At 59.8% G+C, this 15384-nt stretch carries 16 protein-coding genes; 11 read left to right on the top strand and 5 right to left on the bottom strand.

Features of this window, described 5'->3' with window-relative positions; genetic code table 11:
- Window positions 1-2 precede the first annotated feature (2 nt).
- The 5 genes from rloB (at window position 3) to P5706_RS08105 (ending at window position 4936) form a co-directional block, all read left to right on the top strand.
- Entirely contained in the window at window positions 3-1535 is a 1533-nt protein-coding gene (gene rloB, locus P5706_RS08125; protein WP_138814334.1) for an osmotic stress tolerance membrane protein RloB, read from the top strand.
- Window positions 1535-2521 (top strand): alpha-L-glutamate ligase-like protein, encoded by a 987-nt coding sequence (locus tag P5706_RS08120; protein WP_200432304.1) that lies wholly within the window; start codon window positions 1535-1537, stop codon window positions 2519-2521. Before rloB ends, P5706_RS08120 begins: the two co-directional genes overlap by 1 nt.
- Window positions 2522-2706: 185 nt before the next feature.
- Window positions 2707-4050, top strand: coding sequence for an aminodeoxychorismate synthase component I (gene pabB / locus P5706_RS08115; protein WP_285678940.1), 1344 nt, complete (start codon window positions 2707-2709; stop codon window positions 4048-4050).
- A 227-nt stretch (window positions 4051-4277) separates the two neighbouring features.
- Window positions 4278-4580, top strand: a complete 303-nt coding sequence (locus P5706_RS08110; RefSeq protein ID WP_200432302.1) for a type II toxin-antitoxin system HigB family toxin — start codon at window positions 4278-4280, stop codon at window positions 4578-4580.
- Window positions 4580-4936, top strand: coding sequence for a helix-turn-helix domain-containing protein (locus P5706_RS08105; protein WP_017134735.1), 357 nt, complete (start codon window positions 4580-4582; stop codon window positions 4934-4936). The genes P5706_RS08110 and P5706_RS08105 overlap by 1 nt, the downstream gene beginning before the upstream one ends.
- A 109-nt stretch (window positions 4937-5045) precedes the next feature.
- Here the strand turns inward: P5706_RS08105 and thrH are convergent, their stop codons facing one another.
- On the bottom strand, window positions 5046-5663 hold the full coding sequence (thrH, locus tag P5706_RS08100) for a bifunctional phosphoserine phosphatase/homoserine phosphotransferase ThrH (protein ID WP_065929901.1): 618 nt from the start codon (window positions 5661-5663) through the stop codon (window positions 5046-5048).
- Between the two features lie 151 nt (window positions 5664-5814).
- Between thrH and P5706_RS08095 the strand changes: the two genes are divergently transcribed.
- The 3 genes from P5706_RS08095 (at window position 5815) to P5706_RS08085 (ending at window position 9324) form a co-directional block, all read left to right on the top strand.
- On the top strand, window positions 5815-6549 hold the full coding sequence (locus P5706_RS08095) for a phosphoadenylyl-sulfate reductase (RefSeq protein WP_017134733.1): 735 nt from the start codon (window positions 5815-5817) through the stop codon (window positions 6547-6549).
- Between the two features lie 509 nt (window positions 6550-7058).
- Window positions 7059-8588 (top strand): NCS1 family nucleobase:cation symporter-1, encoded by a 1530-nt coding sequence (locus P5706_RS08090; RefSeq protein ID WP_285678939.1) that lies wholly within the window; start codon window positions 7059-7061, stop codon window positions 8586-8588.
- Between the two features lie 13 nt (window positions 8589-8601).
- Window positions 8602-9324, top strand: coding sequence for an aspartate/glutamate racemase family protein (locus tag P5706_RS08085; RefSeq protein ID WP_285678938.1), 723 nt, complete (start codon window positions 8602-8604; stop codon window positions 9322-9324).
- Between the two features lie 201 nt (window positions 9325-9525).
- Here P5706_RS08085 and P5706_RS08080 read toward each other — a convergent pair whose 3' ends face one another.
- Entirely contained in the window at window positions 9526-10449 is a 924-nt protein-coding gene (locus P5706_RS08080; RefSeq protein WP_285678937.1) for a LysR family transcriptional regulator, read from the bottom strand.
- Between the two features lie 105 nt (window positions 10450-10554).
- On the opposite strand from P5706_RS08080, the gene P5706_RS08075 reads away from it, so the two are divergent.
- On the top strand, window positions 10555-11301 hold the full coding sequence (locus tag P5706_RS08075) for a 3-oxoacyl-ACP reductase family protein (RefSeq protein WP_200432297.1): 747 nt from the start codon (window positions 10555-10557) through the stop codon (window positions 11299-11301).
- A 111-nt stretch (window positions 11302-11412) separates the two neighbouring features.
- Here P5706_RS08075 and P5706_RS08070 read toward each other — a convergent pair whose 3' ends face one another.
- Complete coding sequence (locus P5706_RS08070; RefSeq protein WP_200432296.1) at window positions 11413-12102, bottom strand: HAD-IA family hydrolase; 690 nt, start codon at window positions 12100-12102, stop codon at window positions 11413-11415.
- A 94-nt stretch (window positions 12103-12196) separates the two neighbouring features.
- Window positions 12197-13045, bottom strand: a complete 849-nt coding sequence (locus P5706_RS08065) for an oxidoreductase (protein ID WP_200432295.1) — start codon at window positions 13043-13045, stop codon at window positions 12197-12199.
- 97 nt (window positions 13046-13142) lie between these two features.
- Here P5706_RS08065 and P5706_RS08060 point away from each other — a divergent pair, with 97 nt between their 5' ends.
- Window positions 13143-14039, top strand: a complete 897-nt coding sequence (locus P5706_RS08060; protein ID WP_138814326.1) for a LysR family transcriptional regulator — start codon at window positions 13143-13145, stop codon at window positions 14037-14039.
- A 17-nt stretch (window positions 14040-14056) separates the two neighbouring features.
- On the top strand, window positions 14057-14413 hold the full coding sequence (locus P5706_RS08055; protein ID WP_285678935.1) for a DUF2784 domain-containing protein: 357 nt from the start codon (window positions 14057-14059) through the stop codon (window positions 14411-14413).
- On the opposite strand, the gene P5706_RS08050 is transcribed toward P5706_RS08055, so the two are convergent.
- The gene (locus P5706_RS08050) at window positions 14400-15368 is read right to left on the bottom strand and encodes an SDR family oxidoreductase (RefSeq protein ID WP_285678934.1); all 969 of its coding nucleotides are present in this window, start codon (window positions 15366-15368) and stop codon (window positions 14400-14402) included. The two genes, P5706_RS08055 and P5706_RS08050, sit on opposite strands and share 14 nt — an antisense overlap.
- Window positions 15369-15384: the final 16 nt, after the last annotated feature.

The following is a 15384-nucleotide window of genomic DNA, read 5'->3' as shown; positions in this document are numbered from 1 at the left end:
GAATGCGCTCTCTGACCCTGCACCTGAGAATCCTGATCACCATCTTGGTGGTGTTGGGTATTTCGGTCACCGCCTATCAGATTTTCGTGCTGGGAATCCCCGTCACCGAAGACGCCACCGACGACTTGTGGAACATCGACGCCAAGGTCGAGTTCGTCGCCAACCCCAAGGACCCGGTAAAAATTTCGATGTTCGTGCCGCCCCTGAGCCGCGACTTCGTCAGCCTTAACGAGAGTTTTATTTCCAATAACTACGGCGTGAGCGTCAACCGCACCGACGGCAACCGCAAGGTCACCTGGTCGGCGCGCCGCGCCAAGGGCAACCAGACGCTGTATTACCGCCTGGTGCTGACCAAGCGTTACAGCGGCGAAAAGGTCAAGGTCAAAGGCCCGACCTTTCGCGACAGCATCGCCGTCGAAGGCCCGGAAAAAATCGCCGCCGAAGCCCTGCTGGCACCGATCCGCCAGCATTCGGCCGACGTCGAGACCTTTATCACCGAAGCGATCAAGCGCACCAACAACCTCAACGACGACAATGTAAAGCTGCTGCTGGCGGGCGACCCGTCCACGCCGCACAAAGCCAAGATCGTCGAACTGTTGCTGTCCATCGCCCATGTGCCGGTGGAAAAAGTCCACACCATCCGGCTCGTCGCCGACCAGCCGCAAACCCCGGAACTGTGGCTGCGCAGCTTCAATGGCAATGACTGGCTGTACTTCAACCCGGAAACCGGCGAGCAGGGCCTGCCGTCCGACCGCCTGCTGTGGTGGACCGGTGATGAAAACCTGATTTCGGTGGAGGGCGGCAAGAAAGCCATGGTGACCTTCAGCCTCAACAACAGTGAGATGAACGCGATTCGCCTAGCCAAGCTGACCGACGAAAACACCGACGCCAACTTCCTCGAATACTCGCTTTACGGCCTGCCGCTGCAAACCCAGCAGACCTTCATGATCATGGTGATGATCCCCATCGGTGTGCTGGTGATTCTGATCCTGCGTAACCTGATCGGCCTGCAAACCCTGGGCACCTTCACCCCGGTGCTGATCGCCCTGGCGTTTCGCGAGACGCAATTGGGCTTCGGTATTGCGCTGTTTACGATTATCACGGCGCTGGGCCTGTCGCTGCGCTCGTACCTGGAACACCTGAAATTGCAGATGCTGCCAAGGCTCTCGGTGGTGCTGACCTTTGTGGTGGTGCTGATTGCAGCCATCAGCCTGTTCAGCCACAAGCTCGGCCTGGAGCGCGGGTTGTCGGTGGCGCTGTTCCCGATGGTGATTCTGACCATGACCATCGAGCGTCTGTCGATCACCTGGGAAGAACGCGGTGCCAACCATGCGCTGAAAGTGGCCGTGGGCACACTGTTCGCCGCCGCCTTGGCGCACATCATCATGAGCGTGCCGGAGCTGGTCTACTTTGTGTTCACCTTCCCGGCGATCCTGTTGATCCTGGTGGGTTTCATGCTGGCCATGGGTCGCTATCGCGGCTATCGCCTGACCGAACTGGTACGTTTCAAGGCCTTCCTCAAGGCTGACTCGTAATGTTTGGTTTCTGGAAAACCTGGAAGGCCCTGGAAGCGCGGGGGATCATGGGCATCAACCGGCGAAACGCCGACTATGTGCTCAAGTACAACAAGCGCAGCCTGTACCCGCTGGTGGATGACAAGATCATCACCAAGGAACGTGCCCTGGCTGCCGGGCTGCATGTACCAGAAATGTACGGGATCATTTCCACCGAAAAAGAAATCGACAAGCTCGACGAGATCATCGGCGGGCGCAGCGACTTCGTGATCAAACCGGCCCAGGGCGCCGGCGGTGACGGCATCCTGGTGGTGGCCGACCGTTTTGAAGGGCGCTACCGCACGGTGTCCGGCAAGATCATCAGCCATGAAGAAATCGAGCATCAGATCTCCAGCATCCTCACCGGTTTGTATTCCCTGGGTGGCCACCGCGACCGCGCGTTGATCGAATACCGCGTGGTGCCCGACCAGATTTTCAAGAGCATCAGCTACGAAGGCGTGCCGGATATCCGCATTATCGTGCTGATGGGCTACCCGGTGATGGCCATGCTGCGCCTGCCGACCCGCCAGTCCGGCGGCAAGGCCAACCTGCACCAAGGCGCGATTGGCGTGGGCGTGGACCTCGCCACCGGCCTGACCCTGCGCGGCACCTGGCTGAACAACATCATTACCAAACACCCCGACACCACCAACGCGGTGGATGGCGTACAACTGCCCAACTGGGACGGGTTCATGACGCTCGCGGCCGGCTGCTATGAGCTGTGCGGGCTAGGCTATATCGGCGTGGATATGGTGCTGGACCAGGAAAAAGGCCCGTTGATCCTGGAGCTGAATGCGCGGCCTGGGCTGAATATCCAGATCGCCAACGACTGCGGTTTAACGTTGCGTACCCACGCGGTAGAAGCACGACTGGACGCGCTCAAAGCGGCTGGCGTGACCGAAACCCCGGAAGAACGGGTGAAGTTTGTGCAGGAAATGTTTGGGCATATTCCTGCGGTAGAAGGCTAATGGCCTTATCGCAGGCAAGCCAGCTCCCACAGATTGATCGCGTTATCATGTTGGAGCTGGCTTGCCTGCGATAGCTTTCTGACACGCAGCACCTCTATCGAGCTATCACCGACATCCCCTCTAGGACCAAATCCTTCAGGGGACTACAATCGCCTCCCCCACGCCACCGGCTGATCCACCCCGCAATGTCGACCTGCTCCGTACACCCGCTGCCCTACCGGGCCAACCCCGCCGACTACTTTGCGGCAATTCGTCATGCCCCCGGCGCAGTGCTGCTCGACAGTGGTCGCCCGGCTGCCGAACGCGGGCGTTATGACCTGCTCAGCGCCTGGCCGCAAGCGACATTGACGGTAGCGCCTGACGAAAGTGGTGGTGATTTCCTGCAACGCTTACGGACAAATCTGACGCAGTTAGGCGAAGCGCATCTGCCTGCAGGTTATGCGCTACCGTTTGCTGGCGGCTTGATTGGCTACTTGAGTTACGACTTTGGCCGGCACCTGGAGCAACTGCCTGATTGGGCCGTGGATGACCTGCACCTGCCGGATGCGCGTTTCGGGCTGTATGCCTGGGCACTGATCAGCGATCACCAGGCGCAGACCAGCCAGTTGGTATTTCACCCCGCATTCGCAAACAGTGAACGCCTACGGTTGATCGCCCTGTTTGAGCAACCTGCGGCTCAATCGTCTGACACGTTCAAGCTGAACGGTCCCATGGCGCCGGACCTCACGCCCGAGGCCTACCGACAGGCCATCGTGCGAATCCAGGACTACATCCAGGCAGGCGACTGCTACCAGGTCAACTTTGCGCAACGTTTTCGCGCGCCCTGTGCCGGCGATCCCTGGGTCGCGTATTGCGCACTGCGTGAGGCCTGCCCTACACCTTTTTCCGGGTTTCAGAGCCTGCCCGATGACGGCGCGGTACTCAGTCTGTCGCCAGAACGCTTCGTGCAGATCAGCGAGCGCCAGGTCGAAACTCGCCCGATCAAAGGCACCCGCCCGCGAGGTTTGACGCCGCAAGAAGACGCCGCTAACGCCGCTGAACTCCTGGCCAGCCCCAAGGATCGCGCCGAAAACCTGATGATCGTCGACCTGCTGCGCAACGATCTGGGCCGCACTTGCCGCACCGGCTCGGTGAAAGTGCCGGAGTTGTTCAGCCTGGAAAGCTACCCCAATGTGCACCATTTGGTGAGCAGCGTGACGGGCGTGCTGGCTGACGACAAAGACGCCCTCGACCTGATCGCCGGCAGCTTCCCTGGCGGCTCCATCACCGGCGCGCCGAAGATCCGCGCGATGCAGATCATCGATGAGCTGGAGCCGACCCGGCGCGGGTTGTACTGCGGCTCGCTGGTGTATCTGGATGTACGCGGCGAAATGGACAGCTCCATCGCCATCCGCAGTTTGCTGGTCAAGGATGGGCACGTGAACTGCTGGGGCGGTGGCGGGATCGTGGCGGATTCGCACTGGGAGGCGGAGTACCAAGAGTCGCTGACCAAGGTGCAGGTCTTGTTACACACTTTGGAAAACCTGTAGCACCCCGCCTTTCCTGGCGCTCGCACCCGGCGCCCAGCGACTGAAAAAACCTGAATCAGAACGGCTGTGGACGCAGTATGAGCGGGCGGATAGCGTCCGGCTCAGACCGTCCACCCGCCACCTGTGAAGGATCACATGAAGCGAATGCCTACTCGTCAGAAATTATTTCCGGGATTGCATCTCACACCAACCCCACCTAATATCTCCCAAATTGGGAGGGAGCAACGATGCGGATAATCGCCCTCTCTACCTTACGGACATTCTGGGAAAGCCATCGCGCTTATACCGATGCCAAGACACCGCTGGTCGAGCTGTATCGCCATATGGAGAGGACCACTTACACAACGCCACAGGCGCTCAAGGCGGAGCTTAGAACGGCGAGCATTCTCAAGGGCAGCAGGGTTGTTTTCAACGTGGGCGGCAACAAGTATCGAGTGATCATGGCGATCGACTATCAACGACAGCTGGGGTTTGTGCGTTTCGTGGGAACCCATATGCAGTACGACCAGATAAACGCGGAGACCGTGTGATGAACATCAAACCTATTCATTCCCAGGAAGACCTGACCGCTGCGCTTGTGCGTGTGGAGCAGCTCTGGGGCGCAGACATCGGCTCGCCAGAGGGTGACGAGCTGGAAATTCTCGCCGTGCTTATTGAGAAATACGAGGCGGAACACTTTCCCATGCCGCCTTCGGACCCAGTGGAGGCGATCAGATTTCGCATGGAGCAATTAGGCATGACTGCCCGTGATCTGGAGCCCTTTATCGGCACCAGTGGGCGGGTGTCAGAGGTGCTGAACCACAAGCGCAAGCTGAGCCTGTCGATGATCAAGCGGCTGCATGAAGGCTTGAGCATTCCATATGAGCGGTTACTGGCCGGGGTTTAGGCAGTGGCCGCACGGGCCTCATCGCGGGCAAGCCAGATCCCACAGGTTGACCGCATTCAGTGTGGGAGCTGGCTTGCCTGCGATGGGGCCGTCAACAGCGCTGAGTCACTTACAGGCTCAACTGCCGATTCGACGCCTTGATGAACTCTTTCTTCAAGTCCTCAAAGGTATGCACCGCTGGGAACTGCGGGAACTCGCGAATCACATTTTCCGGCGCATGGAACAGAATCCCACGATCAGCTTCGCCCAGCATTGTGGTGTCGTTGTAGGAGTCGCCAGCGGCGATCACGCGGTAGTAAAGCGTCTTGAACGCCAGCACGGACTGGCGCTTGGGGTCCTTCTGACGCAGTTGATAGCTCACCACTCGATCATTTTCATCAGTGATCAGGCGGTGGCACAACAAGGTCGGGAAACCGAGCTGGCGCATCAACGGCTGGGAGAACTCATAGAAGGTGTCCGACAGAATCACCACCTGGAAGCGTTCGCGCAGCCAGTTGACGAACTCGATGGCACCGTCCAGCGGCTTGAGGGTGGCGATCACTTCCTGGATATCGGCGAGCTTGAGCCCATGCTCGTCAAGAATGCGCAGGCGCTGCTTCATCAACACGTCGTAGTCGGGAATGTCACGGGTGGTGGCCCGCAGGGATTCAATACCGGTTTTTTCGGCGAAGGCGATCCAGATTTCCGGAACCAGCACCCCTTCCAGGTCGAGACAGGCAATTTCCACAAGACACTCCTATTGGATGTTGTTAGTTGAGCGAGCAAAAGGACTGCCGAACTCTAGCGATTCAAGCGCGGCGCCGCAACGCAGAGCGGATTTTGATACCATCGCTCCCCTATAGAGCGCTCAGCGCCACTGACCTGTAGGAACCGTCCTGATGAACCAAGCCTTCGACGTCGCTGAACTCGCCGCGACTTATGCCAACAAATCCGCCCAGGACATTCTCAAGCTGGCATTCAGCCAGTTCGGTGATGACCTGTGGATTTCCTTCAGCGGTGCCGAGGATGTGGTGCTGGTCGATATGGCTTGGAAGCTGAACAAGAACGTCAAGGTGTTCAGCCTCGACACCGGCCGCCTGCACCCGGAGACCTACCGGTTTATCGAGCAGGTGCGCGACTTCTATAAAATCGACATCGAGCTGATCTCGCCGGACCAGAGCAAGCTGGAACCCTTCGTCAAGGAAAAGGGCCTGTTCAGCTTCTATAAAGACGGCCATGGTGAATGCTGCGGCGTGCGCAAGATCGAACCGCTGCGCCGCAAACTGTCCGGTGTAAACGCCTGGGCCACCGGCCAACGCCGCGACCAGAGCCCCGGCACTCGCAGCCAGGTAGCGGCGCTGGAGATCGATACGGCGTTTTCGACACCGGAACGTACGCTGTACAAATTCAACCCGCTGGCGCAGATGACCAGCGAGGAAGTCTGGGGTTACATCCGCATGCTGGAGCTGCCCTACAACAGCCTGCATGAGCGCGGGTTTATCAGCATCGGCTGCGAGCCCTGCACCCGCCCGGTACTGCCCAACCAGCACGAGCGCGAAGGGCGTTGGTGGTGGGAAGAGGCAACGCAGAAGGAATGCGGGCTGCATGCGGGGAATATCATCAGCAAGGCTTGATTCCCTGGCGGGCAATTAGTCAATGTGGGCTTGTTGTGGCGAGCAAGCTTGCTTGCGCTGAGGTGCGAAGCAGCCCTAAAAAGCCGACTCCAACTGCGCTGTCGCACGGGAGCAAGCTCCCTCGCCACAACAAGCCCGCTCCCACATTTTGTTTTGCGCGACCCCATAAAAAATGTACACACCAATGTAACCATAAGTGCCATTTATGTGTGCAATCCAGGGTCATCCGCACCAAAACGTAACACCCATTTCCCCACGCTATTCGACGCTTCACTAGCGCGCCTCTCCATCAAAAAATAAATACCTGTTCAACCGGTCAATTTATATTGCTTTTAATTCAGCAATTTATTCAACAGACCTATAAAAACGAAATTAACCCTGATTTTCATAGATCCAAAACTGGCACGCATGTGGCTTAAGGTGAATGACGCTTTGTATACAATAAATACAAAACATACATACACTTTGCCATCTGCAGCGCACCTGCAGATGCGCCGGAGCCTGCCGGAATGCGTACAAGCCTCTCGAATGACATCGCACTGGATCTGCCCTCCTCCGCCCTGAACCCCAAGGCCACAAGCCCTGGCCCCTTGGTGCTCAGCCCACGCTTGCACAACAAGGACCTGGCACCCACTAAAGCCGAAGGCCGACGCTGGGGGCGCTACAGCATCTTTGCGTTGTGGACCAACGACGTGCACAACATCGCCAACTATTCGTTTGCCATTGGCTTGTATGCACTGGGCCTCGGCGGCTGGCAGATTCTGCTGTCCCTGGGAATCGGCGCGGCGCTGGTGTACTTCTTCATGAACCTGTCGGGGTTTATGGGCCAGAAGACTGGAGTGCCGTTCCCGGTGATCAGCCGTATCAGTTTCGGCATTCACGGTGCGCAGATTCCGGCGTTGATTCGCGCCGTGATTGCAATTGCCTGGTTTGGTATCCAGACCTACCTGGCCTCGGTGGTTTTCCGTGTGTTGCTGTCGGCGATTCATCCAGGGTTTGCCGACTATGACCACAACTCGATCCTCGGCCTGTCGACCTTGGGCTGGGCGTGTTTCATCACGATCTGGTTTGTGCAGTTGGCGATCCTGGCGTACGGCATGGAAATGGTGCGCCGCTATGAAGCCTTCGCCGGGCCGGTGATTCTGGTGACTGTAGCGTCGCTGGCCGGCTGGATGTACTTCCAGGTCGGCGGCAATATCGCCTGGTCGATCCGCGAGCCTTTGAGCGGCGGCGAGATGTGGCGCAACATTTTTGCCGGTGGCGCGCTGTGGCTGAGTATCTACGGCACGTTGATCCTCAATTTCTGCGACTTTGCACGCTCCTCGCCGTGCCGCAAGACCATCCTGGTCGGCAACTTCTGGGGCTTGCCGGTGAATATCCTGGTGTTTGCCGCGATCACCGTATTGCTCTGCGGCGGGCAGTTCCAGCTCAATGGCCGGGTGATTGAAAGCCCGACCGAAATCATCGCGGCCATCCCCAATACCTTCTTCCTCGTGCTCGGCTGCCTGGCGTTCCTGATCGTTACCGTGGCGGTGAACATCATGGCCAACTTTGTCGCACCGGCCTTTGTGCTGAGCAACCTGGCGCCCAAGTACCTGAACTTCCGGCGTGCCGGGCTGATCAGCGCCACCGTGGCGGTGCTGATCCTGCCGTGGAACCTCTACAACAGCCCGCTGGTGATCGTGTATTTCCTCTCCGGGCTGGGCGCGCTGCTGGGGCCGTTGTATGGCGTGATCATGGTCGATTACTGGCTGATCCGTAAAAGCCAAGTGGATGTATTGCAGCTGTATAGCGAAGACCCGAATGGCGCTTATTACTACAGCCGCGGGGTCAATTTACGCGCGGTCGCGGCGTTTATTCCTGCGGCGGTCATCGCCATTCTGCTGGCGCTGTTGCCGGGTTTTGCCAGCGTCGCACCGTTTTCCTGGCTGTTTGGCGCCGGTATTGCAGGGCTGTTGTACTTGCTGATCGCCAAGCGCCAAGCGTTCTACGCCGATGTCAGCGGCGAAAGCATTGCAGTCGATAACGTCAGTCATTAATCAAGGACATTCCATGCGCATCCTCGTGGTCAACGTCAACACCACCGAGTCAATCACAGAAACCATCGCCCAGCAGGCGCGGGCCGTGGCGTCACCGGGCACAGAGATCGTGGGGCTCACCCCGTTCTTCGGCGCGGAATCAGTGGAAGGCAACTTTGAAAGCTACCTGGCCGCCATCGCCGTGATGGACCGGGTGATGGCCTACGACCAACCGTTTGATGCGGTGATCCAGGCCGGTTACGGCGAACATGGCCGTGAAGGTTTGCAGGAATTGCTCAACGTGCCGGTGGTGGACATTACCGAGGCGGCGGCCAGCACGGCGATGTTTCTGGGCCATGCCTATTCGGTGGTTACTACCCTGGACCGCACCGTACCGTTGATTGAAGACCGCCTGAAACTCGCCGGTCTGTATCAACGCTGCGCCTCGGTACGCGCCAGCGGCATGGCGGTGCTGGAGCTGGAAGAAAACCCGCTGGCCGCCATGCAAGCCATCGTGCGCGAGGCGGAGCTGGCCATCCGCGACGACAAGGCCGAAGTGATCTGCCTGGGCTGCGGTGGTATGGCTGGGCTGGATGAGCAGATCCGCAAGCGCACCGGCGTGCCGGTGGTGGATGGCGTCACGGCGGCGGTCACCATTGCCGAATCGCTGGTGCGCCTGGGGTTGTCGACGTCGAAGATCAGGACTTATGCAACGCCAAGGCCGAAGAAAGTGATCGGCTGGCCAGGCCACCGCTGAAGGCATCCATATTCTCCTGTGGCGAGCAGGCTTGCCCTGCGTTGGGCTGCGCAGCGGCCCCAGTAAACACACTGAAGTTCCTTCTGAAAGTACTCAGCGCCTGGATTTGGGGCTGCTCCGCAGCCCAACGCAGGGCAAGCCTGCTCGCCACAACGGGCGCCTTACCACAGACGTTGGCCGCGACCCGGTAGATCGCCTTGATCAAATCGCGCTGAATGCTTGCCCCAGTTTCTGCTCGGCAAACTGCTCGATGATGAAGTCCACAAACGCCCGGGTCTTGCCGGGCAGCAGTTTGTGTTCGGCGTAGTAGAGGGAGATGTTGCCGTCGTCGACATACCAATCGGGCAGTACGCGTACTAACTTGCCGCTCGCCAGCCAAGGCACGGCAAATGGCATGCTCACCAGCGCAATGCCCAACGCCTGGTCTGCCGCGACGCAGGCCGCCTGGGAATCGCTCATCGTCATACGTGCCTTGAGGTTCAACGGGCCGTGCTCACCGTGGCGACCGGTCAGTTGCCAGGAGCGCACGCGGCCGGTTTGTGGCGAGCGAATCAGGATGCCATCGCAGTGCTCAAGGTCTTCAGGCTGCAACACCCTCGTACGTGTCGCCAGATAATCAGGTGAGGCCACCAGCACCCGATGCGCCGGCGCGAGCTTTCGCGCGACCACGCCCTGAGGCAGTTCAAAACCGCCGCCCAGTGCGGCGTCGAAGCCCTGGCCAATCAGATCGACCTGGCGATTGTCAAAATGCCAGTCGGGGCTGATATCGGGGAAACGTTTTAGAAACTCCCCCAACAACGGCACGATGTATAAACAGCCGACCACCGTGCTCATGCTGACTTTCAAGGTTCCCACCGGCCGCCCTTCGGCGCTGGCAAGGTTGGCCACGGCATTCTGGATGGTGGTGAGGCTGGCGCTGACTTCTTCGAGGAACAGCTTGCCGGCTTCGGTCAGCGTCAGCCGCCGGGTGCTGCGCTGAAACAGCCGAACCCCGAGGCGTGCTTCCAGCTTGGCGACGCTTTTACCGACTGCCGCCGGGGTCAAACTCAGGTGCCGGGCCGCTTCGGCGAAGCTGCCACCTTCGGCGCTGCGCACGAAACATTCGATACTGCCAAAGCTCTCCATACCGACCACTCTAAACTTTTGGTTTACACAGACTATAGCAATCACGGTCTACCGGCTTGGGTGGGTGAGGCCGATACTCGGCTCATCAACTACTTGGAGATCGACATGAACACACACACCCTCAGCGGCAAAGTTGCATTGATCCAGGGCGGCTCCCGCGGCATTGGCGCTGCCATCGTCAAGCGCCTGGCAGCGCAAGGCGCAGCCGTCGCCTTTACCTACGTCAGCTCCGCCGCCAAGGCCGAGGCACTGCAAAACAGCGTGATCAGCGCAGGCGGCAAAGCCTTGGCCATTCAGGCCGACAGTGCCGATGCCTCGGCGATTCGCAACGCCGTCAACGCCACCGTCAAAGCCTTTGGGCGCCTGGATATCCTGGTGAACAACGCCGGTGTGCTGGCCATCGCGCCACTGGAAGACTTCACGCTGGAAGACTTCGACCAGACCCTGGCGATCAATGTGCGCAGCGTATTTATCGCCACTCAGGAGGCGGCCAAGCACATGGGCGAAGGCGGCCGCGTGATCAATATCGGCAGCACCAATGCCGAGCGCATGCCGTTTGGCGGTGGCGGGCCGTATGCAATGAGCAAGGCGGCGCTGGTGGGGTTGACCAAGGGCTTGGCACGGGATCTGGGACCGCGTGGCATCACCATTAACAATGTGCAGCCTGGGCCGGTGGATACCGATATGAACCCGGCGGACAGTGAGTTTGCAGCGAGTTTGATTGGCTTGATGGCGGTTGGGCGGTATGGGCATGTGGAGGAGATTGCCAGCTTCGTGGCGTATCTGGCTGGCCCGGAAGCCGGGTACATCACAGGTGCAAGCCTGACCATCGATGGTGGTTTCAGCGCTTAAAACTTCTGCCGCACCGCAAAACCAAATGTGGGAGCTGGCTTGCCTGCGATGGCGATCTGAGGACGCTATCGCAGGCAAGCCAGCTCCCACATTTTTTTGAGCGTATTTTGCTCAGGACATTGGCGGCAAGCCGTAGGCCGCCAGGTCAAAGTCCGCCAGCTGGCGGATGATCTGGTCGGCATGCTGGTACTTACTGTCGGCCATGGCTTCATCGGGCACGGCGATGGCGGTCATGTGGGCGGCCTTGGCGGCGGTCACGCCAAACGGCGAATCTTCGAACACCAGGCAATCCTCGGGCGCGACACCCAAGCGGCGCGCGGCGGTGAGGAAGATATCCGGCGCGGGTTTGGCGGCCCCCACTTCAGGGTCATCGGCCGTGACGATAGTGCCGAACAAGCCAAACCACTCACGGTGCAAGGTGGTCTTGTGGCCAAACGAATTGCGCGAGGAACTGGTGCCCACGGCAATCGGAATGTTGTGCGCCTTCAAGTGCCGCACCAGCGCTTCGGCACCGGGCATGCCCAAGGCTTTGGGGAAACGCTCGCTCATCAAAGGCTCGCGAATTTCCAGAAACTCCGCCGGGGTGATCGGCAAGTCCAACGCCTTCACCACATAGTCAGCCAGGTCCTGGGCGCCCCGGCCTATAATGTGCTGCTTGATGCCCCAGTCGTAGGTGCGGCCGTAGCGTTCGGCGATGATCTGTGTGACTTCGGTGTAGATGCCTTCAGTGTCCAGCAACAACCCGTCCATATCGAAAATCACGGCCTTGATTGGACCGACTGCGGTACGCGGTACATTCATCGCAACAGAACCTTGGGGGAAGGACTAAAAGGATTCAGCACAATAACGGCCTACAGCCTGTGTAAGCAACCGTTGCGGCCCTTCCCCTGCGGCGCTATTCAGGGAAATCCGCGCCCTCGGTCACCTCGGCCCATGCGTCAAAATCGGCGCTCAACGCCTCGACTTTGGTACGTGCAAAGCCCAGCGCGGCCTTGCCCAATAGCAAGCGCAATGGCGGGTGCTCGGCTTCCACGGCCTTGACGATGGCCAACGCTGCACGCACCGGATCGCCCGGTTGCTTGCCGCTGTAGCTACGTACTCGGCTGGTGCGGGCCGCCGCTGTATCGCGATAATCGTCGATAGCCTGCGGAGCTTCATTGGCCGAACGCCCGGCCCAGTCGGTGCGGAACGGGCCTGGTTCGACCAGCAACACCTTGATGCCCAGCGGCGCGACTTCCTGGGCCAGCGCTTCGGACAAGCCCTCCACCGCAAACTTGGTGGCGTTGTAGAAACTCAAGGACGGGAACGCGGCAATCCCGCCCACCGACGAAATGTTCACCACACTGCCCGAGCGACGTGCGCGCATACCCGGCAGCACAGCGCGAGTCATGGCGCTGAGGCCCCACACATTGATCTCGAACATGCGGCGCACTTCGTCCAGGTCACTTTCTTCAAACGCGCCGAAGTAGCCGATACCGGCGTTGTTGACCAGCACATCGATATGCCCGAAACGGGCTTGCGCGGCCTGCACCGCTGCGTCGACCTGGGCCTGATCGGTCACGTCCAGCGCCAGCACCAGGGCGATGTCTTCATGGCCCGCAACAATATCTTCCACCTGCTGCGGGTTGCGCGCAGTGACCACCGTCGGGTAGCCGAGACTCAAAGTGTGCACCGCCAATTGGCGACCAAAACCGGTGGAGCAGCCGGTGATAAACCAGACAGGTTTTGCAGTTGAATCGGTCATGAAATGGCCTTCCTCGTGGGTGTGAAAAAAGTATGCGCGCGGGCGTTCCTGTGAAAAAGATGCATAATCCACATGCCCCTTCCGGAAAAACCACACAATGGACACGCCTGATTTTCAACAATTGCGCCTGTTCCTGCAGGTCGCCCGCACCAAGAGCTTTACCCAGGCGGCCGATGCCGTGAGCCTGTCGGTCTCCACCGTGAGCCAGCGCGTTGGCGCACTGGAAAAACAGCTCGGCGTGCGCCTGCTAAATCGCACCACCCGCAGCGTCAGCCTTACCGAAGCCGGTACGCAATTGCTGGAAAAAATCACGCCACTGCTCGAAGAACTGGAAACCAGCCTGCACAGTGTCGCCGCCGCCACCGTCGAGGCCAGCGGCACCTTGCGCCTGAACGTGCCTTCCACCGCCAGCCGGATGGTGCTGCAGCCGCTGCTTCAAGGGTTCCTGCGCCAGCATCCGGGGATCAACCTGGAAGTGGCCGTGGATAACGCCTTGGTGGACATCGTCGCCCAGGGCTTTGACGCAGGCATCCGCTACGACCACGTGCTGGCCGAAGACATGGTGGTGATCCCGGTGGCCCGGCAACTGCGCTTCGTGATCGTCGCCACGCCGGGTTATTTACACGGGCGCACACTGCCCACTCACCCTCATGACTTGCTTGAACATGAGTGCGTCAACTACCGCAGCGCACAGACCGGCCTGATGCACCGCTGGGATTTTGAAAAAGACGGCAAGCCGATGCGGGTCACTGTGAAGGGCCGGCTGGCCACCAATGACATCGAATTGATGATTCGCGGCGCGCTCGACGGCTTCGGCTTTGCCTACGTGGCGCGCTCCAGTGTCGAGCCCTACTTGCATACTGGCGAATTGGTAGAAGTATTGGGCGACTGGATCACCCACAGCGCGTTGTATCTGTATTACTTCAACCGCAGTAACACGCCAAAAAAACTGCGGGTGTTTATCGACTACCTGCAAGCACAACTGCAGCCCTGATAAAAGCGAACCTCTTCATGTTCTATCGCATTGCCGCCGACAGCCTGGTGCTGTTCCACCTGTGTTTTATCCTGTTCGTGCTGTTCGGCGGGTTGCTGGCGCTCAAGTGGCGGCCAGTGATGTGGTTGCACCTGCCGGCCGCAGCCTGGGGCGTGGCGGTGGAAGTGTTCCACCTGCCCTGCCCGCTGACCCGCTGGGAAAACCTGCTGCGCCACCTCGCCGGGCAGGACGGTTATGGCGGCGGTTTTATCGAGCATTACCTCCTTACGCTGATCTACCCGGCCGGGCTGACCCCGCAGATTCAGCTGGGGCTGGGCGCCGTGGTGCTGCTGGTGAATATCGCGGTGTATGTGCGCCTGATCAGACGGCGCTAGGCAGGTTACCCATGCCAATCAAAGTGGCCTCAACCGCCTCATCCAGCGGCGTGTGGGGTTCGCTGCCGAGGGTTTGCAATAACTCACGGTTATCCAGCACCAGCGGGGTTTGCCACAGGTAACGCATCTCCTGCAGTTCGCGGAAGGTGACGACAAAGGGCGCGGCCAGCTTCAGCAGCCACCAGGGGAACGCGCTTACGGCGGGCGTGCTGCCTGCCCGACGCAGGATGACACGGCGAATGGCTTCAACCATCTGGGTACCATCGGTATCGACATGCCCGGCCATATGAAAGCTTGCAAACGCTGGCAGCCCTTCACGGCGCGCCAGCAACTGCACCATCGTGCGCGCCACGTCCGGCAGGTACGCCCATTGATGCGCCATGCCCACCGCGCCCGGGTAACTTACGCGAGTCACCGGTTTGCCCGGTTTGACCAGGCCCTGGGAGAACCAACTGTTCGCGGCCTTGGCGCCGAAGAAGTCCCCGGCCCGCACAATCAACACGCGCGCACCGCTACGTGATGCATCCAGCAGGCGCCGCTCCAGCTGTACCCGAATCGCGCCTTTGCGGGTGTGCGGGTGTTGGGGCGAGCTTTCGCTGACCCGCGGGAACGCATCCGGGCCGTAGTTATAGACGGTGCCCGGCAGCACAATCGTTGCGCCTTCGGCGATCGCCGCTGCAATGGTGTTATCGATCATCGGCACCACCAGTTCGGCCCAGCGGCGATAACCGGGCGGGTTAACCCCATGCACAATCACCGAGCAACCTTTGGCGGCGGCGAGCACGTCCGAACGGTTCATCGCGTCGCCCTGCACCCAGGTGAAATCGGTGTTTTGCTTGCGGGCTTTTTCCACATCGCGGGCCAGTGCTTTTACCTGCCAACCGTCGGCCAATAACTGACGTGCCACTTCGCCGCCAATCCCGCCTGTCGCTCCCAGTACCAATACCGTGTTCATGCCTGGCCTCCCGCAG

The organism is Pseudomonas sp. ChxA (assembly GCF_030263855.1).
GTDB classification, from domain to species: Bacteria; Pseudomonadota; Gammaproteobacteria; order Pseudomonadales; family Pseudomonadaceae; genus Aquipseudomonas; species Aquipseudomonas fluorescens_CB.
The sequence above is the reverse complement of the archived record's forward strand: the minus strand, read 5'-3'. Positions and strand labels throughout refer to the sequence as shown.